We start from the raw sequence: 22,838 nt of genomic DNA on the forward strand, positions 1-22,838 counted from the left end.
GTCGTGGAACTCCCGGGGAGTTTCTCGCAGTTTATCTCGGGGCGTCGCCGTCGAGCACCCGATTATTTACCGGGGAGGCCCCGACCGGGAGGTGATGGAGTACGTCCAAGAGCGCGTGACGACGCTCCACGACCTCGGCGACGCGGCGCCGTCGGCGCCGACGGACCGCGCGGCCGTGGTCGTGCCGATGACGGAGCGCGAGTACGCGGGCCTCGCCGCCGAGCGGGTGCTCTCGGAACTGGAGGCGCTGAACCCGGCGCGCGTCGTCGTGCCGCTGCGGGCGTCCGCCGAACGCGTCCCGGCGTTCCGCGAGTGGCTCGACGGCTTCGACCTGACGCTCGAAGTGCTGTGGTGTGACGGCCCGCGCGTCGCCGACCTGCTCGCGGAGGCCGGAATCTCCGGCGAGCGCGGGAAGGGCCGCGACGTCTGGCTCGCGCTCGGCCGCGCGCTCGACGAGGAGTTCGTCGTGCTGCACGACGCCGACACGACCTCGTACTCGCGGCGGTACGTCCAGCGGCTCCTGTTCCCGCTGGCGCACGACTTCTCGTTCTCGAAGGGGTACTACGCCCGCGTCGAGAACGACCGGCTGTACGGCCGGCTGTTCAGGCTGTTTTACGCGCCGCTTGTCAGGGCGCTCCGCGACGCCCACGACGAGCCGCTGTTGGAGTTCCTCGGCGCGTTCCGGTACGCGCTCGCCGGCGAGTTCGCCGCGACGAGCGACGTGGTGGCGTCGCTGCGCGTCCAGCCGACGTGGGGGCTGGAGGTCGGGACGCTCGCGGACGCCTTCGAGGCGGTCGGCTTCGACGGCGCCGCGCAGGTCGACCTCGGGAGCTACGAGCACGACCACCGCGCGGTCTCCGGGCCGACCGGGCTCTCGGACATGAGCCGGTCGGTCGGGGCGGCGCTGTTGCGCGCCGTGGAGGAGCGCGGCGTCGACCCGGCGTACGACACGCTGCCGGCGCGCTACCGAGAAACCGCCGCGTCGTTCATTCGGTCGTACGCCACTGACGCCGCGTTCAACGGCCTGGAGTTCGACCGCGCCGGCGAGCGCGACCAGGTGGAGACGTACGCCGACGCCATCGCGCCGCCCGGCGACGACGACCGGCTCCCCGCCTGGTCGGAGACGGACCTGACGCCCGCGGAGGTCGCCGCGGCCGCCCGCGCCGACGCCGACGACGTCGACGTCGACGTCGACGACTGACCCGTATCCGAGCGACCGACAGTGACGTGGGGCAGTCACGAGAGCCCGCGGCGTGGTGACGCGGACGGCGGCACGGGGCAGCGCAGCGACGACCGCGGCCACGATTGGCGCGGACCGCACAGTTGAAGGCCGGTCCGCGCCGACAGCCGACATGAACCTCGCCGGGGTCAGCGACCACGCGCCGGTGACGGTCGCGGACGCCGAGCGGCGCGCAGCCGTGCTCGCACCGGTCCTGGAGCGGGACGGCGAACCGCACATCCTGTTCACGAAGCGCGCGGACCACCTCGGGAACCACCCGGGGCAGATGAGCTTCCCGGGCGGCGGCGCGGAGTCCGTCGACGACAGCCTGGAGGCGACGGCGCTCCGGGAGGCCGAGGAGGAGATCGGGCTGCGGCCCGCTGAGGCGTCGGTCGTCGGCCGGCTCGACGACCTGCCGACCGTCTCGGAGTACGTCGTGACGCCGTTCGTCGGGACCGTTCCGGACCGCGAGTACGAGCCGTCGGACGCGGAAGTCGCGGAGATCGCGGTGCTGTCGGTGGCGGACCTCACCGACCTGTCGAACTACGAGTCCGAGCGCCGCGACCACCCGCACCACGGCGCGGTCCGACTCCACTTCTTCCACGTCGACGGCTACACCGTCTGGGGCGCGACCGGTCGGATGCTGGTGCAGCTTCTCGAACTCACGACGGACTGGGAGGCGCCGGCGGAGCCGGACCGCGTCGTCGACCCCGACGCCGACTACCCGGTGTAGCCGCCGAACGAGTCGATTCTGACGGGAGCACCACGCTTATCCGGGACTGGCCGCTTTCGACGTGTATGGCCGCACAGGCGATTGGTCGCGTTCCGCGACCGCACTGAAATCCGTTCTGCGTTCAGCGACCGCTCCGAATCGACTTCCATCACCGCCAGCGACGACGTTCCCCACCGATGACTGCACTCACCGACGCCGACGACGCCGACGCGACGACCAGAGCCGAGACCGACGCCGACAGCGACGCCGACGACGCCGACGCCGACGGCCACGGCGACAGCCGGGTCGACGCGGCCGACGACGCGGCGGGAGCCCTCGAACGCCGGGCGCCGGAGGGGAGCGTCGCCGCCCGGACCGGGCTGGACGGCGTGGCGCTGAAGCCGACCGAGTGTGACGTGTCGGTCGCCGCCGACCTGCCGTTCGGCCTCGTCTGCGTCGACTACGAGGGCCGCGACGAGCTGCCGTCGTTCGACCTGCTGGCGGAGCTGGCAGCCGACCGCGACGTCCGACTGGCGACTCCGGTGCGCGCCGACGGCTTCGACCCGCGCGGCGACGACTCGCTGAGCCGACGGGTCCCGGCGTCGGTCGGGCGCGTGCTCGTCGCCGGCCACCCGGCGTACCTGAGCGAGACGGAGCGGCGCCGCGCGGTCGCGCCGCGGCTCGGCGACGCGATGGACGCCGTCGCCGCCGCCGACCCTGACGGTGAGCCGTGGGTCGGCACCGAGGGCGTCGAGCGGCTCGCGCTCGCCGCCGGCGGCGTCCAGTACGAACTGCTCTCGCGGACCACCGAACGCGACGTCCGCGGCCTCCGCGCGGCGGGCTACGACGGCCGAATCGCGGTGTACGCGCCGACGGTCCCGACCGACGACGAGGACGACGTGCTCGACGCGGTCGGCGACTACGCCGCCCGACGGAAGCCGGTGCGGGACGCGCTGCCCGACGGCGCCGCGACCGACTCGTCGGCCGACGGCCGCGCCCGCGACGTGCTCTCGAAGGCGGTGCGCGACTACGCGCTCGTCGGCGACCCCGACACGGTCGGCGACCGCGTCGCCGCCCTGAAGGACGTCGGCGTCGACACCGTCGTCGGCTACCCGGCCGCCGGTGTCGAGACGTTCCGCTGACCGACGCGGCGGCGCGCTGACGTCGACCGCGACTGGAACTGCGACGCCGACCGCGACTGGAACTGCGACGCCGACCGCGACTGGAACTGCGACGGCAACGCCGACCGCCACTGCGACGCCGACCGCGACGGCAACGCCGACCGCCACTGCGACGCCGACCGCGGCCGCGACTCGGCTCCAGACGCGCTTATTCAGACGGAGTCGGCAGGCGAGTACGACGAATCCGTTTCCGAGGAGTGCCTACGTTCGGTGCGCTGGGACCCAATCGGCTAAGGTCTCGGCGGCGCGAACGCGACGTATGCGACTCCTGCACGAGCAGACGACGGCGGAAGCGGGCGACCTGTTCGACGACGACGTCGAGGTCGCCGTCCTCCCGACGGGGTCGGTAGAGCAGCACGGCCCGGCGCTCCCGCTCGGCACGGACTTCATCGCGGCGGAGGCGGTGGCGCGCGGCGTCGACCGCGACGACGTCGTGGTGCTGCCGACGGTGCCGGTCGGCGTGTCGGCGCACCACCGCCAGTTCGACGGGACGCTGTGGGCCGAACCGGAGACGTTCGAGGACTACGTCGGCGAGATTCTGGCGGCGGTCGCCTCCCACGGCGTCCGGAAACTGGTGGTGTGTAACGGCCACGGCGGGAACACCGACGCGCTCCAGCGCGCCGCTCGTCGCATCCGCGGCGACCGGGTCGCGTTCGTCGCGCCGTGGGACTGGTGGTCGAGCCTCGGCGGCCTCGACGAGGAGCTGTTCGACCAGTCCGGCATCGGGCACGCGGACGCGATGGAGACCAGCATGGTGTCGTACGTCGCCGCCGACCTCGTCCGGGAGGCGAAACTGGCGGACGCGGAGGCCGGCGCCGCCGAGTCGTGGGGGAAGCGCGTCCACGGGGCGTCGGTCGGCTTCGACACCGCGGACTTCTCCGAGTCCGGCGCGGTCGGCGAGCCGACGCGCGGCGACGCCGAGAAGGGCCGGAGGCTGTACGAGCAGGCGACCGACGAACTCGACGCGCTCGTCGACTGGCTGGCGTCCCGGCCGTTCGACGCGCTCATGCCGGAGCCCCACCGGTGAGCCCCGAACGGGTCGCGGTCGTCGGCGCCGGCGCGGTCGGCGTCACCGCCGCCTACGACCTCGCGGCACGCGGCGCGGACGTCACCGTGTTCGAGCGCGGCGACCGCGTCGCTGCCGCGTCGTCCGGCCGGGCCGCCGGCGTGCTGTACGACGCCTACGCCGAGGACGTCGACGCCGAACTCGGCGCGCGGTCGATGGAGCGGTTCCGGTCGTTCTCCGGGGACGGCGGCTTCAGGCTCCGCGAGTGCCCGTACGTGATGCTCGCGCGCGACGGCGACGACGCCCGCGCGGAGGCCATCGACGCCGCGGCGGCCCGGATGCGTCAGCACGGCCGCGACGTCGACACCGTCTCCGGCGCGGAACTCGGCCGGCGGTTCCCGGCGCTCCGCACCGACGACGTCGCAGCCGCGGCCGTCGCGTCGAACGCGGGCTGGACCGACCCGGCGAGCTACGTCGAACTGGTCGCCCGGAAGGCGGTCGACGCCGGCGCCGAACTCCGCTTGAACGCGGCGGTGTCGGTGTCGACGTCGCCGCCGGCGGTCACGGTTTCGGGGACGGGCAGCGGCGGCGACGCGGCCGCGACGCGGCCGTTCGACGCCGTCGTCGTCGCCGCCGGCGCGCACACCGCGGCGCTGCTCGGGGAGGCCGGCGTCGCGCTCCCGCTGAAACCGTACCGGGTACAGGCGCTCGTCGGCGCCGACGGCTACGACGGCCCGATGTGCTACGACGCCACCGCCGGCGTCTACTTCCGGCCGCACCCCGACGGCCTGCTCGGCGGCGACGGCACCGTGCCCGAGGAGGCCGACCCGGACGACTGGGACCGCGACGGCGACGACTGGTTCGTCGCGGACACCCGCGAGGTCCTGCGGCACCGCGCCGACTACGACGCCGCCCCGGAGCGCGCCTGGGCCGGCCTCTGTACCGCGACTCCGGACGGCGACCCGCTGGTCGGCGCGGTCGCCGACGGCGTCTACGTCGCCGCCGGCTGGCAGGGCCACGGGTTCATGCGCGCGCCGGCGACCGGCGAACTCGTCGCCGAGCAGGTGCTCGGCGAACGCGACGGTCCGGCGTCGTTCGACCCGACCCGGTTCGACGGCGACCGGGAGTTCGAGATTCGAGAAGGGATGGTCGTCGAGGAGCGCCGAGAGGCGTCGGACTAGCGGTCCGCGCTTCCCGCGCCCGCGCCGCGTCCGGGGTCATCTCCGTCTTCGTCCGGGTCATCTTCCTCCAGCGTCTCCTCGTCCGCGCCGTTCGTCTCGGCGTCAGCGTCCGCGGCGGCGGCCGCATCCGCCGTCTCGGCGTCCGCGTCGACGTCGGTGATTTCGACGGCGTGTTCGCGGTCCGCCTCGGTTTTCGGGAGTCTGACGCGGAGCGTGCCGCGTCCGGTGAGCGTCGAAGCGGCGCCGCCCGGGTCGACGGCGGCGCCCGGCGGGAGTTCCGCGCGGCCGTCGAGCGAGAGCCCGCGGCCGGGGAACCGCATCTCGAAGCCGTCGTGCGGGTCGCGGAACCGGTCGACGCGCACCTCGACGGCGCCGTCGCGGAACCGGACCTGGACGTCGCTGCTCGTCGCGCCGGGCGCGTCGAACACGACGAGGTACGCGTCGTCGGACTCAAGGACGTCGTACGGGAGCGGCGTCCGCTCTTGGACCGCGGAGACGCCGCGGCCGACGCGGTCGAGGACGGCGCTGACCGCCGACTCGCCGACGGCTCTCAGGCCGGCCACGTCGACGCCGCGCTGGCTCATAGCTCGATCTCTTCGAGGCAGTCCGTCCCGCCGCAGAGCGGACACGACAGGTCCGAGACGGAGTGGTCGTCGGCGATGTCGTAGGTGTAGTGGTTCTCGAACATGTCGAGTTCGCAGTCGTCGCTGGTGCACTTGACTTCCTTCGTGGCGGGCATACCAGACGGTACGGCGTCGGCCACAATAAACGGCGTGGGGCGGACCGCGACGGCCACGGCGCTTTCTGCAACATCTAAGACACCCCACATCCACACAGAAGACGAATGCTGGAACTGGAGCACGAGTTCCGGGTCGTCGACGTCCACGCTCGACTCGACCCCGACGAGGGCGCCGTGGCGGCACGCGGCCGGGAGGTGTCGCCCGAACGGCTCCAGCGGGAGATGCATCAGGCCGGCGTGGTCCGGGCGGCCGTCTCGCCGGGGCCGCGTCCCGCCGGCGAGGGCTACCTCCGCGCGAACAACGCCGTCGCCCGCCTCTCCGTCGACCGGCCGTTCTGCGCGGTGGCGCGGCTGAACGGGCCGCGCGACCCCGGCGACACCCCGGTCTCTCGGCTCCGGAACCTCACGGCGTCCCCCGCGAGCCACCACACCGAGCCGGGGGACGTCGAGCAGTACGCCTACGACGACCGGTTCCACGGCTTCGTGCTCGACCCCGGCATGGACGGCCTGCCGACCGAAGCCGTCCTGGAGCAGGTCGACGACGCCGGCGCGCCGCTGCTGGTCCACGCCGGCGAGTCGTTCCCGCCGGCCGCCGCCGCCGACACGGTGCTGGAGTACGGCTTCCCGGTTGTGCTCAGCAGCTTCGGCGGCTACCCGCTGAACCGCGACCTGATGACGGACGCGCTCGCGCTGCTCGACGACTACGACGACCTGTACCTCGACACGTCGTTCGTCCGGTACCGCGACGTGCTCGAACAGGGGCTGCTCGAACACCCGGACCGCGTCCTGTTCGGGTCGGGCGCCCCCGACACCCACCCCGACGTCGGCGTCATGGAGCTGCTGACGCTCGACGTCCCCGAGGACCTGATGAGCCGAGCGTTCTCCGCGAACCCGTCCCGCGTCTTCCCGGGACTCGCCCCCGGCGCCGACGAGTAGCGACTCGACCGAGCAGCGGCTCAGAAGCGCAGCGAGTCGGGCGAGAGGGACGAGAGCAGCCGGAGGAACAGCGGCGCAGCGGCCGGCTTACCGCCGGTCGTACTTCGCGACGGCGCGGTCGGCGCGGTCGGAGACGCCGTGGGGGTTCCGCGTCGTCGACCGATCTTTGGCGCGCGCGACCAGTCCGTCGGAGAGGCCGGTCGCCAGCCCCGCGACGACGTCGCGGCCGGCGCCGACCCACGACGTCGGCGTCGTGTCGCCGGTCAGGACCGCCCGCAGTTCGTCGGCCGCGCCGCCGCCGGCGTGCGCGAGCAGCCGACGGAACACGGTCGGGCGGGCGCCGTAGTTCTTCGCGAGGCGGTAGGCGAGCGAGCGGTACTTCCAGCGGAGGTCGGTGTCGTCGCGGCCGCCGTCCGCCTGCGCGTCCGCGTCGCGTCTGACCGCGACGTCGGCGGCCCACGTCACGTCGACGTCCATCGCGGCGAGCCGGTGGGCGGCGTCGCGGGCGCCGCCCGTCTCGAGGTACTCGTCGAAGCCGTCGAGCCGGTCGACGACGCGCCGCCGGAACACGACGTTGCGGCCGGTGAAGTAGGTGACGTCGCGGTCGGCGATGCGGCGGCGTTCCGGCTCCTCGGTGGTGGCGCCGCCGCGGACGGTCTGCCGCAGCGGCCCGGTGACGACGTCGGCGCCGGCGGCGAGTTCGTCGCGGGCGGCGTCCAGCCACCCTTCCTCGACGCGGTGGTCGTAGCCGACGAACGCGAGGACGTCGTTGCCGGCGACGTCGACGCCGGCGTTCCGCGCGACGTTGACGTTCCGCGCCGAAATCTCGACGAGGACGTCGACGTCGTCTCGCTCCCTGACCATCCCGGTGGTGCCGTCGGCGGAGGGGCCGTTGACGACGACCACCTCCGCGTCGGGCGCGTGCGCGGCGAGCGAGTCGAGGCTCGCCGCGAGCCTGTCCCGGCCGTTCAGGGTCGGGACGACCACCGTGAACTCCATACCCAACGGTAGCGACTCCGAGACTTAAATGGGTGGATTGGATTCGGAACCGAACCGAGAACAGACGGGCGCGGCGTCGAGCCGCGGTTCCGTCGCGGAGGGACCAGCCGTGGGCGTCGACGGGCGGCGACGCCGGTTACGTGTTCAGGAAGTAGACCTGCTTGCGGGCGTCCTTGAACGAGTAGCGCGAGCCGACGAGGTCGCACTCTTCGAGGCGGTTCAGGGCGTAGCGGACCGTCCGGTCGGGGAGCAGCGACTCCTCGGCGAGCTGGCCCTGCGAGAGTGGGGCGTCGCCTTCGAGGACTTTCGCGACGAGTTTCGCGCTCGGCGGGAGGTCGCGTAGGCGGTCGCGGTACTCCGTCTCTGAAAGGGGGTCGGCTGCCTCCGGGTCTGCTGCACTGGTGCTCATATTCCGTCAGTATCGCCACCCTGTGGTAAAGGTTATCTCAATACGGGTTCAAACCGTCCATACTCCTTATACTCACTTATATGGGTCGTTCGGGTCGAACCGCGGCCGCACCACGGGGGTCAGCGGTGCTGTCCGTCGCGAGTCGATGGGAAGTGTCGTTCAGCAGTTATCTTCGGGCGCAGGGGCTACGACGGCCGCGTCGTCGCAGACCGAGCGACGCAATCGGTGCGGTTTTACCACTCCGGCGAGGACGCCGTGATAGCGTGAAAGGGCAGGAGTGGTACCAGGCCGACTCGGTGGCCGAGGAGTACGACGCCAAGCGGTTCTCGAAGGGCGGACGGCTCATCGACCGCCGGGAGAAAGAGGCGGTTCTCGACGCCATCGGGCCGGTGGACGGCGAGCGCGTGCTCGAAATCGCCTGCGGGACCGGTCGGTTCACCGTGATGCTCGCCGAGCGCGGCGCGGACATCGTCGGCCTCGACATCTCGAACGCGATGCTCGAACAGGGCCGCCGGAAGGCCCGGCAGGCCGACGTCGCCGACACAATCGAGTTCATGCGCGGCGACGCCGCCCGGCTTCCGTTCCCCGACGACCACTTCGACGCGGTGTTCGCGATGCGCTTTTTCCACCTCGCCGACACCCCCGCGAAGTTCCTCGCGGAGATGGCGCGCGTCTCCAAGCGGACCGTGTTCTTCGACACGTTCGACGACACGTCGCTCCGCGTCCTCTACAACTGGGCGCTCCCGATGGGGTCGCGGCTCTACTCCCGCAGCGGCGTCGAACGCCTCGTCGAGGACGCCGGCCTCCACCTCCGCGAGCACAGCCACGACTTCCTGCTCCCGTACGGCTTCTACCGGAAAGTGCCGAACGCGGTCGCCGACCCGATCTGGTCGGCCGACCAGGCCATCGTCGACAACCCGGTCGGCGGCCGGTTCTCCTCGGTGTCGTACTGGACCGCCGAAGTGTAGCGGGCCGCCGCGACACCGCTGTCCGTTTCGCGACTCGAACCGCCCGGCACCGACGAGTCCGCGCCGACGGGCCCCGCGCACCGCTCACCGGCGCGGTGCAGGCGAGGACATCGACGCCGGGGTCGCCCGGCCTAGACGTCCTCGTCGATGATTTCGCCGACGGCGAAGTTCGACTTGACTTCGGTAATCTCGATTTTCACGCGCTCGTCGATTTCGGCGCCGGGGACGATGATGACGTAGCCGCGCTCGACGCGGGCGATACCGTCACCCTGCTTGCCGATGTCCTCGATTTCGACGTAGCGGACCTCGCCGGGTTCGACCGGCGGCTGCGGGCCGTCGCTGACGCGTTCGTCGGATGATTCGGCGCCGTCCTCCGCAGCGGAGCGGGAGATGAGCGCGACCCGGTAGACGTCGCCGGCGTCGACGCTCCCTGTTTCGACCTCGCGGCGCGGCACCTCCACCACGTATCGGTCCCCGTCTTCGCGGACTTCAGCGCTGAACAGACAGAGGAGTTCGTCCGAGATTTCCACGGTATATAGACCTCCACACGGTTCGTCCGACTGCGGTGACAAATACCTACCGCCGAGTTCGGCGGCGCGGGGCCGGCGGTACGGCCGGCCGAGAGTTCAGTCGTCGACGGGCGTTCCGTCGGGGCGCTTCGCGCCCTCCGAGTCGTGGACGACGACCTCTCCGGTGTCGGTTTCGACCGGTTCGAAGGCGTCGCGGACCGAAATCGCCTCTTCGAGTTCGCGGACGGCGCGGGCCTTCAGGGCCTCTGCGAGGTCGACGGCGTCCGCCCGGTCGATGTCGCGGCCGAGGCCTTCGCACTCGTGCGCGCGAACCATCCCTTCCTCGTCGACCGCCTCGCCCATCGGCTGACTGGTGCCGCCGAGGTCGACGCTGAACGGGTAGGTCTGACAGATGAGCGGCCGGTCCTCGTGGACCGCGCAGGCCCCGGAGTAGTCGTCGTCGCCCTCCTCGTAGAAGACGCAGTCGCCGCAGTCGTCGGTCTGGAGCGCCCACTCGAACGTCTCGCCCTCCGGGCCGTCCGGGCCTTCGGTGAGCCCGTACGGCATCGGCCGGGCGACGTCCCGCCAGTCGTAGTCGTCGGTGTCGGCGGCGGACTGGAGCGTCCGGACTTCGTCGGGGAACACGGTCGCCGTGTGCGGCTCTTCGTCCGCGTCGTCGGCGCCGCAGCCGGATTCGCTCTTGCAGCAGGCGCCACAGCGGGTGCACTCGAAGCCGATGGTTTCGATGGCGTCCGCGAGCGCGTCGACGTCGAGGTCGCGGGCGCGGTCGAGCTCCGCTTCGAGTGGCTTCACGTCCCCGAGTCGGGCTGCCGCGCCCAAAACGTCGTCGGGTGCGCGGACCGGGGCCGCGCCCGCAGCCGTGCCAGTCCATGAGCCTCCGGACGGCTCAATAGTCCCGGGGAGCCGCCCGGACTGGTCTTAGCGACGGTTAAGGCGGCGGCGGGGCGAGCGACAGTCGATGTCGGCTTCCACCGACTCCGACGCTGATTCGGACGAGCGGCTTCGCACCGCCGACCCGCGGTTCGCCGCGCCCTCCGGGCTGCGTGCGACGCTGGTGAGACACGACGGCGAGCCGGACCGCTGCACCGTCCACCCGTCCGACGTCGACGAGCACGTCCTCATGACCCACTGGCTCTCCGCGGACGCCGACGCGTTCGTGCCGCTGTCGGAGATCAGGTAGCGACGGCGAGCGCGACCCGAACGGCGCAGGCGCTCAGCGCGGCGTGACGCGCTCGGCGGCCGCGTCCCACTCCACCAGGCCGTCCCACGCGAGTTTCTCGATGTGCGCGACGGCGGTGGCGCGCGCGAGGTTGCGGACGCCCGTGAGGTCCGCGTCGTAGGCGGCGTCGACGACGGCGTCCGGGTCCGTCGCGCCGGCGCGGACGGCGTCGAGCACGGACGCTTCGCGGTCGAGGCGGTGCCGGATGAGCCGGGCGCACGTCACCTGCGCGTCGTCGATGCGCGGCCCGTGGCCCGGGTACAGCGCGGCGGGGTTGCGGGCGTGGAGTCGGCGGAGCGCGGTCAGGTAGGCGCGCAGGCGGCCCTCCGGCGCGGCGACCGCGACGCTGCCGTCCGCGACGGCGACGTCGCCGCAGAGGATTCGGTTCGCGACGGCGAAACAGACGTGGTCCGGGGCGTGCCCCGGCGTGTCCAGTACCGTCGCCGGGCCGACCCGGTCGCCTTCCGCGAACGTCCGGTCGGGGGCGACGCCGGCGGCGTCGCGGAAGCGGTCCTCGCGGCCGCGGCGCGCCCACACCGTGGCGCCGGACTCGCGGGCGTAGTCGGCGACGGCGCCGACGTGGTCCGGGTGGGCGTGGGTGACGGCGACGTGGTCGACGCCCTTCTCGCGGACGACGGTGTCGAGCGTGTCGGTCCGCGCCGCCGGGTCGACGAGCAGCGTCTCCGTCTCCGCGGCGCTGTCGGCGTCGCCGGCGGCCGAGTGTCTGTCCCGGTCGGCGGCGGGGCCGACGACGACGTACGCGTTCGTCTGCCCGGTCGGCGCGCGCGTGTCGACGGGGACGGAGAACTGGTCGACGTGCATCTCAGTCGGCGCGGCCCGACGATTCGACGGCGTCGTCGACGCCGGGGATGTCGGTTTCGGCGAACCGGGAGAGGTCCACGTCGGCGACGGCGGAGGCCTCCTGCGCGTCGGCGTACGGCCGGTTCACGACGAGGTCGCCGGCGGTGCTGTCGCCGACGCCCGGGATGGCCGCGAGTTCGGTCATCGACGCGCCGTTCACGTCGAGCGGGTACGGGACGGCCGTCACCGAGCGGTAGCCCCAGTCGACGACCGCGACGTCGACGCTGCGGCCGAGTTCGCGCTTGCCGGGGATGCCGACGAGAATCGGGTAGGTGCCGAGCTGGCGGCCGAACGTCGTGCCGTCCTCGTGGTATTCGAGGTGGACGTCGGGGAGGACGGTGCCGGGCGGCATGACGCGCTCCAGCATCGGCCGGTCGAACTGCTCGCGCACCTCGCGTTTGTACCGCTGGAACTGCTTTTTGTGGTCGCGGGCGAGTTCGGCGCCGGTGTCCGCCATCTCGGTGCCCTCGAACGCCATCACCTGCCGGATGTTGACGCGGCGGACCAACAGCCCCTCGTCGAGGACGTCCTGCAGGAACTGCTTGTTGTGCTCGAACGTCGCCTCGGTTTCGCCCTCCAGTCCGTGGACGAGGTTGATGCCGGGGAGCAGTTTCGGGAGGCGGCGGGCGGCGTCGTCGCCGAACGTCGGCGCGTCGCCGCGGGACTCGCCGGGGCGCCACCCGGCGGCCTCGTTGACGACGCGGACGGCCTCCAGGCACTCTTCGGCGCTCACGAGGAGGTTGTTCTGCTCGCGGACCTCCGGGTCGGCGGATTCGAGGCCGAACGCGGCGGTGTCGCCGGGCGTGTTGTGCTCGGCGATGACCCGGATGGCCTCCTTCGACGCCTCCGGGTAGTCCGTGATGGTCACGGGGTTCATGTTGTCGAGGTGGAGCGTCTCCAGCCCCGGCGCGACGTCGCGGATGCCGCCGTACAGCTGTCGGAGCGCGTCCGGGTTCGGCGCCTCGCCGTCGCCGCCGAACGCGAGGATGTCGGCCTGCCGGCCGAGCCGGAAGTGCTTCACGCCGTAGTCAGAGAGCGCGTCGACCTCGGAGACGACGTCGGGCGCGGTCCGGAAGTCCGGGTCGCCGTACAGCGGCTCCGTGCAGAACGAACAGCGGTACGCGCAGCCGCGTGACGTCTCCAGTTCCGCGATGAGGTAGTCCGGGTGGTTCGGGTGCTGTTCGACGACGAACGCGCCCATGCCGCTCCAGCGCGCCACCTCGTCGTAGTCGCGGATGCGGTTCCCGAAGCCTTCGAGGCCGCTCTCGATGAGGTCGTGCGCGGCGGCTTCGACGTCGCCCATCGACACGAAGTCGTAGTCGAGGTCGTCGCGCTCCATCTCCTGTGCGCCGGCGTTCTCGTCGCCGACGCCGAACCGGACGGGGCCGCCGAGCAGCGTGACGCCGTCGGCGGTCCACGCGAGTTCGCGCACCTCGTCGGGTTCGGCCGGCGTGCCGCCGACGTACTTCCCGGGGACGGTCATGCCGCCGACGTACACCACGAGGTCGGCGTCGGCGACGTCGCCCCACTTCCGCCGGTCGTCGCGGAGTTCGTCGATGGTGTGGTACGTCACCTGCGACTCCGGGACGCCGGCGTCGACGATGGCGCCCGCCGTGAACCGCGGATACGTCGAGATGTACGGCGGGACGCCGAAGTGCGCCGGCTCGTCGACGTAGCCGTCGACGATGGTCACGGAGAGGTCTGCGGGGTCCGGCGCGGTCATACTGTGACGTGGACGGTCGAGCGGCTAAAACCGTGCGGTCCCGCGACCGGAGCGGCACCGCCGGCGACCCGCGACGCGGCCGCGTCGAGTTCGAGGCCGAAGCCGGCGTCGACGCCGCGGAACGCCGTCAGTTCCCCGCAGCGACGTCCCGGCGAGCGCCGAGTTTCCCGGCGAGCCAGCCGCCGACCATGCTGCCGAGCAGTCCGGCCGTGGCCGTGATGGCGAGGACGGCGACGCTGAACGGCAGGAAGAACGCGGCGGTGACCGCCAGCGCCACGCCGCCGCCGGTGAAGCTCGCAGCGGCCTCCAGCAGCGCCGGGAACAGCCAGACGTAGCCGGGGACGCCCGCGACGAGGCCGGCGAGGAACCCCGCGCGGTCGGCGTTCACGTCGGCCGCGCTTCGCTTCGCGAGGTAGCCGGCGACGACCCCGCCGACCACGACCATGTCGGCGGAGAAGTCGGAACTGGCCCACCACTGCCAGTTCTGCGCGACGGTCAGCGCGGCGCCGACCACGCCGCCGACGGCGGCGTATCGCCACACGGGCGGGAGCCGGTCGATGAAGGGCTGAACGGAGGGCATCTACGGCTGGATGTTTCGGCACGTTCACATAAATAGGTGGCCGTCGCGTGGCTGCACGCGGACGACCATCAGCGAGCGGAGACAGGACACCGGACGCTGCCGCCACGCTGCCCTGCTAATTCCGCGCCAAGTTTCTCGATATCTTCATATAGAACCGCATCCATACTGGTCTTCGAGTATCATGGCGTACATTCACCAGCAACCACTGTACATTCTCGCGGAGGGCAGCCAGCGGACCCGCGGCGGCGACGCCCAGCAGTCGAACATCGCGGCGGGCCGCGCGGTCGCGAACGCCGTGCGAACCACGCTCGGGCCGCGCGGCATGGACAAGATGCTGGTCGACTCCACCGGCGACGTCGTCGTCACGAACGACGGCGCGACCATCCTGACGGAGATGGACATCGAGCACCCGGCGGCGCAGATGCTCGTCGAGGTCGCCGAGACGCAGGAGGCCGAAGTCGGCGACGGGACGACGACGGCCGCGGTGCTCGCCGGCCAGCTGCTCGCGCGCGCCGAGGACCTGCTCGCCGACGACGTCCACCCGACGGCAATCGTCGAAGGGTACTACGAGGCGCTGCGGCTCGCGCTCGACGCGGTCGACGGCATGACCGTCGACGGCGACGTCGACGAGACGATGCTGCGGGCCGTCGCCGAGTCCGCGATGACCGGGAAAGGCACCGGCGACCTCACCGCCGACCGGCTCGCCGACCTCGTCGTCGAGGCGGTGCTGCAGGTCGCCCGCGACGGCCGCGTCGACCGCGACGACGTCCGCGTGTTCACCAAGACCGGCGCGTCGGCCGCGTCGACGTCCGTCGTCCCCGGCGTCATCCTGGAGAAGGAGCCGGTGAACGGGAACATGCCGCGGACCGTCACCGACGCATCGGTCGCCGTCCTCGACGTGAAACTCGACGTCCGCACCGGCGACGTCGACTCCGAGTACACCATCACGTCCGTCGACCAGCTCGACGCCGCGCTGCAGGCCGAAGACGACGAGCGGCGCGCAATCGCCCGCGGCATCGCCGACGCCGGCGCCGACGTCGTGGTCTGCTCGAAGAAGATCGAAGACCGCGTCGCGGCTCACCTCGCCGACGAGGGAATCCTGGCGTTCTCGAACGTCTCGAAGTCCGAGGCCCGCGCGTTCGCTCGCGCGACCGGCGCGAAGCGGCTCGGGGCCGTCGCGGACCTGGAGGCGAGCGACCTCGGGACGGCCGGCGAGGTGCGCGTCGAGGCCGTCGGCGGCGACGACCTGACGTTCCTCTCCGGCAGCGACGACTCCCGGACCGTGACGCTGTTCGTCCGCGGCGGCACCGACCACGTCGTCGACGAACTGGAGCGCGCCATCGACGACGCGCTCGGCGTCGTGACCGCCGCCTACGAGGAGGGCGACGTGGTTCCGGGCGCCGGCGCCGTCGAAGTCGCGGTGTCCGACCGGGTGCGGGACGGCGCGAACGCCGTCACCGGCCGGAAGGCGCTCGCCGTCGAGGCGTTCGCCGACGCCGTGGACGCGCTGCCGCGGACGCTCGCCGCGAACGCCGGCATGGACCCCATCGACGCGCTGGTCGACCTCCGCGCGATGTTCGACGCCGACGGCACCGCCGGCGTCCTCGTCGACACCGGCGTCGGCCGCATCGACGACCCGGCCGCGGCCGGCGTCTACGACCCCGCGGCGGTGAAGCGCGAGGCGCTCGAATCCGCGACCGAGGCCGCGACGATGATTCTCCGCATCGACGACGTCATCGCGGCGAAGGCGAACTGAGAACCGCGCGCTACGAGACGGGCAAAGCGGGACGGATCGGAGCGGACCCGGACGGCGTGGGGAAGACTGGGGCGGCGCGGACCGGGCGGCTTGCCCGCAGCCGTCCTGACCTTTTCTGGGCCACACGTCTTTTCTGACGGCGACCACTACTGACTCGTCGTATGCCCGACGGTGAGCACCTCGGCCTCACGGAGAGCGTCTCCATCGCGCTGGGCGGCATGATCGGCGGCGGCATCTACGCCGTCCTCGGCGTCGTCACCCGCATCACCGGCGCGGCGACGTGGTTCGCGTTCGTGCTCGCCGGCGTCGTCGCGCTGTGTGCGGGCTACTCGTACATCGTGCTGAACCGCGTGATGGACGAGGAGAAGGACCAGCGCGGCGGCTCCGTCTCGTTCGTCCAGTGTTTCACCGGGAACACGACGCTCGCCGGCGTCGTCGGCTGGACGCTGCTGTTCGGCTACGTCGGCTCGATGGCGATGTACGCGTTCGCGTTCGCGGAGTTCGCGACGACGCTCCCCGGCGTCCCCGAGTCCGCCGCGGGCCTCCCGCTGCGCCCCGTCATCTCCGTGGCGGCGGTCGTCGGCTTCGTCGCGCTGAACCTGCTCGGGGCTCGCGCCACCGGGACGACAGAGAACGTCCTCGTCGTCGGAAAGATCGCGGTGCTCGTCGCGTTCGGCGTCGGCGGCATCGCGTACGCGCTCACGGCGTCGCCCGACCCGGTGCACATGGGCCTGTCGAACCTCACGTCGTTCGGGCCGGTGATGGCGGCCGGCGTCTCCTTCGTCGCCTTCCAGGGGTGGCAGCTCCTGTTTTACGACCAGGAGACCATCGCCGACCCGGTCGACACCATCAGGAAGGCGGTGTACATCTCGATTCCCGTCGCCGTCGCCATCTACGTCGTCGTCGCGGTCGCGACGTACAACCTCGCGCCGACGGCGCTCGCACACCACCCGCACACGGCGCTGAAGAACGCGGCCGCGACGATGGCGTCGCCGCTCGGCCTCGGCGGCACCGCCGCCATTGTCATCTCGCTGTCCGCGCTGCTGTCGACCGGCTCCGCCATCAACGCCACGCTGTTCTCGGCGGGGCACTTCGCGAAGGGGCTGCTGTCGCGCGACCTGCTCCCCGACCGAATCGGCGACGGCGGCGCCGACGGCGTCCCCGAGCGGACGCTGCTCGCGCTCGGCGGCGTGACGGCGCTGCTGACGGCGTGGGGGAGCCTCGACGCCATCACGAGCTTCGCGTCCGTCTCGTTCATCGTCGTGTTCGGCGGCATGAGCGCGCTCGCCGTCCGGCACCGCGACGTCGACCACGTCAACCCGGTGCCGCCGCTCGTCGGCACCGTCGGCTCCGTCGGCTTCGTCCCGGTGATGCTGTATCACCTGTACGACGCGGAGTTCGAGACGTTCGTGATGGTGTGCGTGCTCGGCGTGTTCGTCATCGGCGTCGAGCTGCTGTACTTCGAGCGCGAACTGCTCCAGGAGGAGGTCGAGATGATCGAAAACGACGTCCGCGGAATGCTCTAATCGACCGGACGGATGCCCGCCGACGCACCGCGACGACGGCTCGCGCGGAAACTCGCCGCCGAATCGGAGGCGTACGGCTACTCGCTGACGACGTGGGGCGTCGGCGCGCTCGCCATCCGGGCGTTCGGCGTGCCGTCGGTCCTCGGCGTCGTCGGGTTCGTCGGCGGCGCAGTCTGTGGGTTCGCCGTGCTGGCCGCGGTCGCGTTCGACGGCCTGCTCGGCGAGACGGACGTGAGCGACCGGCCGCTCGCCGTCGTCTCCACCGTCCACGTCGCGTCGACGCTCGGCACGCTGCTCGCCGGCCAAGCCGTGATTCGGTTGGCCGGCTCCGCGCTGCCGGTCCCGGCGGCGCTGTTCTGCGTCGGCGTCACGCTCACCGTCGCGTACAACGCGCTGCTGACCGGGGAAGCAGCCGTCGCGAGAATCGTGCTTTGACGCCGGGCCACGCGGCGCTCCGCACCGCCGCCTCTCGGGGTCACCGCGCCGCGCTCCGCTTCGGCGGCTCCGCGGCTACTCCGCGTCGAGCGTGGACTGCTCGCCGGTGTACGACTCGGTGCCGTTGGCGTCCGAGGAGGCGACCCGCCGGATGCGTTCGACGCCGCCGACCTCCTCGACGACCTCGACGACCTCGTCGGGGACCAGCGTCTCCCAGCCGCCGCCGTGAATCATGCGGTCGCGGAGCTCGCTGCCCTCCAGGACGTCGCGGCGGAACATCGGCGACGACCGGACTTCGACGCCGGCTTCGTTGAACAGCTGGACCACGAGGGGGTTGTTCGAGTAGGCGACGTCGAACTCGGGGCACATCGACTGGACGTGGCTCACCCAGACCGAGTTCCGTTCGAGGTCCTCGATGGGGACGACGTACGTCGGCAGGTCGAACTGCGCGACTGACTTCGTCACCATCATGATGCGTTCGCCGGCCGTGAACGGGTTTCGCTGCGTGTGGCTGTCGCCGGCGGAGCCGATGCCGAGCACCAGCTCGTCGACGTCGTCGGCGATCTCCTCCACCATGTGGTGGTGGCCGTTGTGGTACGGCTGGAACCGCCCGATGTAGAACCCCCGCATTACGCAGCCGGTTCGCGGCCGTCGTTTATAAGCCCGGCGAGTCGTCTCACCGGGGCCGGTCGGCCGCGAGACCGGCTGATTCAGCCGTCCACGCTCGGGTACGGCGTCGACACGGGGGGAGAAAGTATATCAGTTCACGGGCCGTCGGATTCGGTAGCAACGATTCTATGAGCAACGACCGCAACGACAGTCGCGACGGGGACCAGGTCGACGACGTCCCCGTCGTCGACGACCCCGGGTCCAACGGTGCCGCGGGCGATTCCTCCGTCGGGACGTCGAACGACCCGTCTGAGCAGGACGCCGCCATCGAAGACCTCGGGAGTGACGTTGAAATCGACGCCGAAATCGACGAGGAGGCCGCAGAAGACGACCTCCTCGGCGGCCTCCAGATCGGCTCGACCGGCGACATCGACGTGCCCGAGCGGCTCGTCGACCAGGTGATCGGGCAGGAACACGCCCGCGACGTCGTGATGAAGGCGGCGAAGCAGCGCCGCCACGTCATGATGATCGGCTCGCCGGGGACCGGGAAGTCGATGCTGGCGAAGGCGATGGCCGAACTGCTGCCGCCGGAGGAACTCCAGGACGTCCTGGTGTACCACAACCCGGACGACGGCAACAACCCGAAGGTCCGGACCGTCCCGTCCGGGAAGGGCGAACAGATCGTCGAAGCCCACCGGGAGGAGGCCCGCAAGCGCAACCAGATGCGGACCTTCCTGATGTGGATCATCATCCTCGCCGTCGTCGGCTACGCGTTCTTGGTCGTCGGGAACGTGCTGCTCGGCATTCTCGCCGCCGGCGTCATCTACCTCGCCGTGCGGTACAGTTCCCGCGGCTCGGACGCGATGATTCCGAACCTGCTGGTGAACAACGCCGACGTCACGTCGGCGCCGTTCGAGGACGCGACGGGCGCGCACGCCGGTGCGCTGCTCGGCGACGTCCGGCACGACCCGTTCCAGTCCGGCGGGATGGAGACGCCGAGCCACGACCGCGTCGAGGCCGGCGCCATCCACAAGGCGAACAAGGGCGTGCTGTTCATCGACGAGATCAACACCCTCGACATCCGGTCCCAGCAGAAGCTGATGACCGCGATCCAGGAGGGCGCGTTCTCCATCACCGGCCAGTCCGAGCGCTCCTCGGGCGCGATGGTGCAGACCGAGCCGGTGCCGACGGACTTCGTCATGGTCGCCGCCGGCAACCTCGACGCGATGGAGAACATGCACCCGGCGCTGCGCTCGCGCATCAAGGGGTACGGCTACGAGGTGTACATGGACGACACCATCGAGGATACCCCGGAGATGCGCCGGAAGTACGCGCGCTTCGTGGCCCAGGAGGTCGCGAAGGACGGCCGGCTCCCCGAGTTCGACCGCGACGCCATCGAGGAGGTCATCCTCGAGGCTCGTCGCCGCGCCGGCCGGAAGGGCCACCTCACGCTGAAGCTCCGGAACCTCGGCGGGCTGGTCCGCGTCTCGGGCGACATCGCCCGCGGCGAGGACGCCGAGCGGACGACCCGCGAGCACGTGCTACAGGCGAAGGGCCGCAGCCGGTCCATCGAACAGCAGCTCGCGGACGACTTCATCGAGCGCCGCAAGGACTACGAACTCCAGGTGTCCGAGGGGTACGAGGTCGGCCGCGTGAACGGGCTCGCCGTCATGGGCGAGGACTCCGGCATCATGCTGCCCGTCATGGCCGAAGTGACACCGAGTCAGGGCCCCGGCGAAATCATCGCGACGGGGCAGCTCCAGGAGATCGCGGAGGAGGCCGTGCAGAACGTCTCCGCCATCATCAAGAAGTTCTCCGACGAGAACATCTCCGAGAAGGACATCCACATCCAGTTCGTCCAGACCGGCCAGCAGGGCGTCGACGGCGACTCCGCGTCCATCACGGTCGCGACCGCCGTCATCTCCGCGCTGGAGAACGTCGGCGTCGACCAGAGCCTCGCGATGACCGGCTCGCTGTCGGTCCGCGGCGACGTGCTCCCGGTCGGCGGCGTCACCCACAAGATCGAGGCCGCCGCGAAGGCGGGCTGTGACCGCGTCATCATCCCGGCCGCCAACGAGCAGGACGTGATGATCGAAGACGAGTACAAGGAGATGGTCGAAATCATCCCGGTGTCGCACATCAGCGAGGTGCTCGACATCGCGCTCGAAGGCGAACCCGAGAAGGACTCGCTCGTCGACCGCCTGAAGAGCATCACCGGGTCGGCGCTGGAGAAGGCCAGCGAACCCGGCGAAACCGGCCCGGGCGCGTCGAACCCGAGCCCGCAGTAGCGCAGACGCGTGACCGACTGGACGACGTTCGCGGCGGTCGTGGGCGTCGTCCTCGCGGTCCTCCTCGTTCTCACGCGACGCTCCGCCGACCTCCTGAGAGCACCGAACAGCGGCCGCGACGTCGACACCGACCGGTTCGACCAGAGCGGCCACGACGCCGAGGGACACAGCGACGACGCCGAGGCGGCGTCGGGGTTCGCGGCGGACGAGTGGGTGTGGGGTGCTGGCAACGACGACCGGCAGCCGGAATCCGCGGGCTCGACGGAGCCCGCGGAGTCAGTGGAGCGAAGCGAGCAGGCGGACGCGGCGCCGTCGACGACGCCAGGCGCCAGCCGAGCCGGGGTCGGCGCGCTCTCGACGGCCGCGGTGTACGCGAACGTCGTCGTCTCGAACGGGCTGTTCGGGAGCGTCGTCGCCGCGGCGGCGTGGTGGACCGCCGTTCCGCCGTCGGCGCTCGGGCTTTCACCGGTCGCCTCGCCGGAACTGCTTCTCGTCGGCGTCGCCGTCGGCGCGGCGCTGGCCGCCGGCAACGAGGTCGCCGGCCGGGTCGCGACCCGGTTCGGGGTTCGGCCGGACGAGTCGCTTCGGGCGGCGATGACGCCGGAGCGCGCCGTCGGCTGGGCGGCGCTGCTGCTCGTCGTGCTGCCGTCGGTCGCCGTCTTCGAGGAGTTCCTGTTCCGCGCCGTGCTCGTCGGCGCGCTGTCGGCCGGGTTCGGCGTCCCGACGTGGCTGCTCGTCGCCGGGTCCGCGGCGGCGTTCGCGGCCGGCCACGGGGCGCAGGGCCGCGCCGGCATCGTCGTCACCGGGCTGCTCGGCGTCGCGCTCGGCGCGGCCTACGTCGCCACCGGGAGCCTGTTCGCCGTCGCGGTCGCTCACTACGTCGTCAACGCCGCCGAGTTCGTGGTGCACGAAGCGCTCGCCCCGGGCGAGTAGCCGAGGGCGGAGCGAGGGCACCGGTGTCCCGCCGGAAACTGGCAGCGAGTCGACGGTCGTCAGACGCCCGTCGTGCGATTTCCCGTCACGCTTAGGGCGGTAACCGCCCGACGGGACGGTATGGCGACTCGTTCGACGAGCGGCGTGACCGTCCCGTCCGTCGGCGCCGGCGTCCTCGCGGCGGCGGTCGTCGGCGTCGGCGCGCGCGGCTGGTACCTCGGCACCTACTCGACGGCGTTCCTCGCGGGCTGTGCGATGCTCGCGGTCGGCATCGTCGCGAGCCAGCGCACCATGTGGCGCCACACCCGGCCGACGGAGCCCGGAGCACTCGGCAACGCGGCGCTGTTCCTGCTGGCCGGCGCCGGCAAACTCGGCGGCGTCCGCGTCGGCGTCGGCGCGCTCGAAACCGCGGGCGAAGCGCTGTTCGCGCTCGCGGTCGTCTACTTCCTCGTCCGCGCCGACAGCGCCTGAGCCGGCACCAGCCGGCGACCCGGCCGCGCCCGCTGCTACGGCTCCGATTCGACGTCGCGCAGCGTCGCCGCGACGTCCGGCGGCGTTGCTCCCTCCGCGTCGCTGACGCGGTGGTCGGGGACGAACACGGGCACGGGGTTCTCGCGGAGCGCCTCCCGTGCGGTCTCGCGGTCGGCGTCGTCCTCGTGGTCCAGCCCGGTCGTCATCCGGACCAGCAGGCCGAGCGAGACGGTGTCGCCGTACGGCACCGACTGGAGCGCGTCGAGGACGTTCCGCTGCGCCGTCGGCACGGTGATGGCGAGCGGCACGTCGTCGAAGTCGTCCTCGGCGCCGTCGAAGTAGTCGAACAGCCGGTCCAGCAGTTCGTGCTCCCGCTCGGCGTCCTCGGGGAGGTCGTCGGGGAACGAGACGGACAGGACGCGGCCGCTCGCCACGCCCACCTCGACGACGCGGCCGAGCCGCTCGGAGCGACGCGCGTAGACGCCCGAGTCGCCGCCCAGTGCGTCGGTCATGGCTGGACGGTCGCCCGCCGAACGCTTCAAACTGCGGTACTCGGC

25 protein-coding genes are annotated in these 22,838 nt (G+C 71.8%); 14 read left to right on the forward strand and 11 right to left on the reverse strand.

Annotated elements, in window-relative coordinates:
• The first annotated feature begins 94 nt into the window (after window positions 1-94).
• The 5 genes from ACQUS7_RS02595 (at window position 95) to ACQUS7_RS02615 (ending at window position 5,299) form a co-directional block, all read left to right on the forward strand.
• The gene (locus ACQUS7_RS02595) at window positions 95-1,201 is read left to right on the forward strand and encodes a glycosyl transferase family 2 (protein WP_435144341.1); all 1,107 of its coding nucleotides are present in this window, start codon (window positions 95-97) and stop codon (window positions 1,199-1,201) included.
• A 151-nt stretch (window positions 1,202-1,352) separates the two neighbouring features.
• On the forward strand, window positions 1,353-1,952 hold the full coding sequence (locus tag ACQUS7_RS02600; RefSeq protein WP_435127966.1) for an NUDIX hydrolase: 600 nt from the start codon (window positions 1,353-1,355) through the stop codon (window positions 1,950-1,952).
• A gap of 176 nt (window positions 1,953-2,128) precedes the next feature.
• On the forward strand, window positions 2,129-3,073 hold the full coding sequence (locus ACQUS7_RS02605) for a DUF7388 family protein (RefSeq protein ID WP_435144344.1): 945 nt from the start codon (window positions 2,129-2,131) through the stop codon (window positions 3,071-3,073).
• A 298-nt stretch (window positions 3,074-3,371) separates the two neighbouring features.
• Window positions 3,372-4,139, forward strand: coding sequence for a creatininase family protein (locus ACQUS7_RS02610; protein WP_435144347.1), 768 nt, complete (start codon window positions 3,372-3,374; stop codon window positions 4,137-4,139).
• The gene (locus ACQUS7_RS02615) at window positions 4,136-5,299 is read left to right on the forward strand and encodes an NAD(P)/FAD-dependent oxidoreductase (protein ID WP_435144350.1); all 1,164 of its coding nucleotides are present in this window, start codon (window positions 4,136-4,138) and stop codon (window positions 5,297-5,299) included. The genes ACQUS7_RS02610 and ACQUS7_RS02615 overlap by 4 nt, the downstream gene beginning before the upstream one ends.
• Here the strand turns inward: ACQUS7_RS02615 and ACQUS7_RS02620 are convergent.
• A complete protein-coding gene (locus ACQUS7_RS02620) occupies window positions 5,296-5,883 on the reverse strand; it encodes an Hsp20/alpha crystallin family protein (protein ID WP_435144353.1) in 588 nt (195 codons plus the stop codon). The two genes, ACQUS7_RS02615 and ACQUS7_RS02620, sit on opposite strands and share 4 nt — an antisense overlap.
• The gene (locus ACQUS7_RS02625; RefSeq protein ID WP_435127956.1) at window positions 5,880-6,038 is read right to left on the reverse strand and encodes a DUF7559 family protein; all 159 of its coding nucleotides are present in this window, start codon (window positions 6,036-6,038) and stop codon (window positions 5,880-5,882) included. The genes ACQUS7_RS02620 and ACQUS7_RS02625 overlap by 4 nt, the downstream gene beginning before the upstream one ends.
• 105 nt (window positions 6,039-6,143) lie before the next feature.
• On the opposite strand from ACQUS7_RS02625, the gene ACQUS7_RS02630 reads away from it, so the two are divergent.
• Complete coding sequence (locus ACQUS7_RS02630; protein WP_435127954.1) at window positions 6,144-6,974, forward strand: amidohydrolase family protein; 831 nt, start codon at window positions 6,144-6,146, stop codon at window positions 6,972-6,974.
• Between the two features lie 87 nt (window positions 6,975-7,061).
• Here ACQUS7_RS02630 and ACQUS7_RS02635 read toward each other — a convergent pair whose 3' ends face one another.
• Together ACQUS7_RS02635 and ACQUS7_RS02640 are read right to left on the reverse strand one after the other, a co-directional pair.
• The gene (locus tag ACQUS7_RS02635) at window positions 7,062-7,973 is read right to left on the reverse strand and encodes a glycosyltransferase family 2 protein (protein WP_435127952.1); all 912 of its coding nucleotides are present in this window, start codon (window positions 7,971-7,973) and stop codon (window positions 7,062-7,064) included.
• Between the two features lie 136 nt (window positions 7,974-8,109).
• The gene (locus ACQUS7_RS02640; protein WP_435127950.1) at window positions 8,110-8,382 is read right to left on the reverse strand and encodes a MarR family transcriptional regulator; all 273 of its coding nucleotides are present in this window, start codon (window positions 8,380-8,382) and stop codon (window positions 8,110-8,112) included.
• A gap of 263 nt (window positions 8,383-8,645) precedes the next feature.
• Here ACQUS7_RS02640 and ACQUS7_RS02645 point away from each other — a divergent pair, with 263 nt between their 5' ends.
• Window positions 8,646-9,350 (forward strand): class I SAM-dependent methyltransferase, encoded by a 705-nt coding sequence (locus ACQUS7_RS02645; protein ID WP_435144359.1) that lies wholly within the window; start codon window positions 8,646-8,648, stop codon window positions 9,348-9,350.
• Window positions 9,351-9,481: 131 nt separating this feature from the next.
• Here the strand turns inward: ACQUS7_RS02645 and ACQUS7_RS02650 are convergent, their stop codons facing one another.
• Both ACQUS7_RS02650 and ACQUS7_RS02655 read right to left on the reverse strand, forming a co-directional pair.
• Window positions 9,482-9,880 carry a TRAM domain-containing protein gene (locus ACQUS7_RS02650; protein ID WP_435127946.1) on the reverse strand — a complete coding sequence of 133 codons (399 nt, stop codon included), beginning with the start codon at window positions 9,878-9,880 and terminating at the stop codon, window positions 9,482-9,484.
• A gap of 96 nt (window positions 9,881-9,976) precedes the next feature.
• On the reverse strand, window positions 9,977-10,672 hold the full coding sequence (locus ACQUS7_RS02655) for a YkgJ family cysteine cluster protein (protein ID WP_435144363.1): 696 nt from the start codon (window positions 10,670-10,672) through the stop codon (window positions 9,977-9,979).
• A gap of 166 nt (window positions 10,673-10,838) precedes the next feature.
• Between ACQUS7_RS02655 and ACQUS7_RS02660 the strand changes: the two genes are divergently transcribed.
• Window positions 10,839-11,060, forward strand: a complete 222-nt coding sequence (locus ACQUS7_RS02660) for a DUF7511 domain-containing protein (RefSeq protein WP_435127943.1) — start codon at window positions 10,839-10,841, stop codon at window positions 11,058-11,060.
• Between the two features lie 33 nt (window positions 11,061-11,093).
• On the opposite strand, the gene ACQUS7_RS02665 is transcribed toward ACQUS7_RS02660, so the two are convergent.
• From ACQUS7_RS02665 to ACQUS7_RS02675, 3 genes are all read right to left on the reverse strand, one after another.
• Window positions 11,094-11,921, reverse strand: coding sequence for an MBL fold metallo-hydrolase (locus tag ACQUS7_RS02665; RefSeq protein WP_435144366.1), 828 nt, complete (start codon window positions 11,919-11,921; stop codon window positions 11,094-11,096).
• A 1-nt stretch (window position 11,922) separates the two neighbouring features.
• Window positions 11,923-13,683, reverse strand: coding sequence for a radical SAM protein (locus ACQUS7_RS02670; protein ID WP_435144369.1), 1,761 nt, complete (start codon window positions 13,681-13,683; stop codon window positions 11,923-11,925).
• Window positions 13,684-13,810: 127 nt separating this feature from the next.
• Window positions 13,811-14,263 carry a DUF5518 domain-containing protein gene (locus ACQUS7_RS02675; protein WP_435144371.1) on the reverse strand — a complete coding sequence of 151 codons (453 nt, stop codon included), beginning with the start codon at window positions 14,261-14,263 and terminating at the stop codon, window positions 13,811-13,813.
• 181 nt (window positions 14,264-14,444) lie between these two features.
• Between ACQUS7_RS02675 and thsA the strand changes: the two genes are divergently transcribed.
• The 3 genes from thsA to ACQUS7_RS02690 all read left to right on the forward strand — a co-directional run bounded on the left by thsA (window position 14,445) and on the right by ACQUS7_RS02690 (window position 17,980).
• The gene (gene thsA / locus ACQUS7_RS02680; RefSeq protein WP_435127935.1) at window positions 14,445-16,019 is read left to right on the forward strand and encodes a thermosome subunit alpha; all 1,575 of its coding nucleotides are present in this window, start codon (window positions 14,445-14,447) and stop codon (window positions 16,017-16,019) included.
• Window positions 16,020-16,180: 161 nt separating this feature from the next.
• Window positions 16,181-17,545, forward strand: coding sequence for an APC family permease (locus ACQUS7_RS02685; protein WP_435127933.1), 1,365 nt, complete (start codon window positions 16,181-16,183; stop codon window positions 17,543-17,545).
• 12 nt (window positions 17,546-17,557) lie between these two features.
• On the forward strand, window positions 17,558-17,980 hold the full coding sequence (locus ACQUS7_RS02690) for a hypothetical protein (protein WP_435127932.1): 423 nt from the start codon (window positions 17,558-17,560) through the stop codon (window positions 17,978-17,980).
• Between the two features lie 75 nt (window positions 17,981-18,055).
• Here the strand turns inward: ACQUS7_RS02690 and ACQUS7_RS02695 are convergent, their stop codons facing one another.
• Window positions 18,056-18,610 carry a nicotinamide-nucleotide adenylyltransferase gene (locus tag ACQUS7_RS02695; RefSeq protein ID WP_435127930.1) on the reverse strand — a complete coding sequence of 185 codons (555 nt, stop codon included), beginning with the start codon at window positions 18,608-18,610 and terminating at the stop codon, window positions 18,056-18,058.
• A 167-nt stretch (window positions 18,611-18,777) separates the two neighbouring features.
• Here ACQUS7_RS02695 and lonB point away from each other — a divergent pair, with 167 nt between their 5' ends.
• From lonB to ACQUS7_RS02710, 3 genes are all read left to right on the forward strand, one after another.
• The gene (gene lonB, locus ACQUS7_RS02700) at window positions 18,778-20,877 is read left to right on the forward strand and encodes an ATP-dependent protease LonB (RefSeq protein ID WP_435127928.1); all 2,100 of its coding nucleotides are present in this window, start codon (window positions 18,778-18,780) and stop codon (window positions 20,875-20,877) included.
• Window positions 20,878-20,886: 9 nt separating this feature from the next.
• Window positions 20,887-21,810, forward strand: a complete 924-nt coding sequence (locus tag ACQUS7_RS02705) for a CPBP family intramembrane glutamic endopeptidase (protein ID WP_435144377.1) — start codon at window positions 20,887-20,889, stop codon at window positions 21,808-21,810.
• A 120-nt stretch (window positions 21,811-21,930) separates the two neighbouring features.
• On the forward strand, window positions 21,931-22,281 hold the full coding sequence (locus tag ACQUS7_RS02710) for a hypothetical protein (RefSeq protein WP_435144380.1): 351 nt from the start codon (window positions 21,931-21,933) through the stop codon (window positions 22,279-22,281).
• A 35-nt stretch (window positions 22,282-22,316) separates the two neighbouring features.
• On the opposite strand, the gene ACQUS7_RS02715 is transcribed toward ACQUS7_RS02710, so the two are convergent.
• Window positions 22,317-22,793 (reverse strand): MGMT family protein, encoded by a 477-nt coding sequence (locus ACQUS7_RS02715; RefSeq protein ID WP_435127923.1) that lies wholly within the window; start codon window positions 22,791-22,793, stop codon window positions 22,317-22,319.
• Window positions 22,794-22,838: the final 45 nt, after the last annotated feature.

Origin of the sequence: Halobaculum sp. P14, assembly GCF_051195155.1 — an archaeon.
Classification (GTDB): domain Archaea; phylum Halobacteriota; class Halobacteria; order Halobacteriales; family Haloferacaceae; genus JBNTKA01.

Coding starts and splice junctions, on each gene's coding strand:
- ACQUS7_RS02595 (WP_435144341.1), top strand. CDS start 95: ATGGAGTACGTCCAAGAGCGCGTGACGACGCTCCACGACCTCGGCGAC.
- ACQUS7_RS02665 (WP_435144366.1), bottom strand. CDS start 11,921: ATGCACGTCGACCAGTTCTCCGTCCCCGTCGACACGCGCGCGCCGACC.
- ACQUS7_RS02710 (WP_435144380.1), top strand. CDS start 21,931: ATGGCGACTCGTTCGACGAGCGGCGTGACCGTCCCGTCCGTCGGCGCC.
- ACQUS7_RS02635 (WP_435127952.1), bottom strand. CDS start 7,973: ATGGAGTTCACGGTGGTCGTCCCGACCCTGAACGGCCGGGACAGGCTC.
- ACQUS7_RS02640 (WP_435127950.1), bottom strand. CDS start 8,382: ATGAGCACCAGTGCAGCAGACCCGGAGGCAGCCGACCCCCTTTCAGAG.
- ACQUS7_RS02630 (WP_435127954.1), top strand. CDS start 6,144: ATGCTGGAACTGGAGCACGAGTTCCGGGTCGTCGACGTCCACGCTCGA.
- lonB (WP_435127928.1), top strand. CDS start 18,778: ATGAGCAACGACCGCAACGACAGTCGCGACGGGGACCAGGTCGACGAC.
- ACQUS7_RS02660 (WP_435127943.1), top strand. CDS start 10,839: ATGTCGGCTTCCACCGACTCCGACGCTGATTCGGACGAGCGGCTTCGC.
- ACQUS7_RS02610 (WP_435144347.1), top strand. CDS start 3,372: ATGCGACTCCTGCACGAGCAGACGACGGCGGAAGCGGGCGACCTGTTC.
- ACQUS7_RS02605 (WP_435144344.1), top strand. CDS start 2,129: ATGACTGCACTCACCGACGCCGACGACGCCGACGCGACGACCAGAGCC.
- ACQUS7_RS02620 (WP_435144353.1), bottom strand. CDS start 5,883: ATGAGCCAGCGCGGCGTCGACGTGGCCGGCCTGAGAGCCGTCGGCGAG.
- ACQUS7_RS02670 (WP_435144369.1), bottom strand. CDS start 13,683: ATGACCGCGCCGGACCCCGCAGACCTCTCCGTGACCATCGTCGACGGC.
- ACQUS7_RS02690 (WP_435127932.1), top strand. CDS start 17,558: ATGCCCGCCGACGCACCGCGACGACGGCTCGCGCGGAAACTCGCCGCC.
- thsA (WP_435127935.1), top strand. CDS start 14,445: ATGGCGTACATTCACCAGCAACCACTGTACATTCTCGCGGAGGGCAGC.
- ACQUS7_RS02625 (WP_435127956.1), bottom strand. CDS start 6,038: ATGCCCGCCACGAAGGAAGTCAAGTGCACCAGCGACGACTGCGAACTC.
- ACQUS7_RS02675 (WP_435144371.1), bottom strand. CDS start 14,263: ATGCCCTCCGTTCAGCCCTTCATCGACCGGCTCCCGCCCGTGTGGCGA.
- ACQUS7_RS02600 (WP_435127966.1), top strand. CDS start 1,353: ATGAACCTCGCCGGGGTCAGCGACCACGCGCCGGTGACGGTCGCGGAC.
- ACQUS7_RS02685 (WP_435127933.1), top strand. CDS start 16,181: ATGCCCGACGGTGAGCACCTCGGCCTCACGGAGAGCGTCTCCATCGCG.
- ACQUS7_RS02695 (WP_435127930.1), bottom strand. CDS start 18,610: ATGCGGGGGTTCTACATCGGGCGGTTCCAGCCGTACCACAACGGCCAC.
- ACQUS7_RS02715 (WP_435127923.1), bottom strand. CDS start 22,793: ATGACCGACGCACTGGGCGGCGACTCGGGCGTCTACGCGCGTCGCTCC.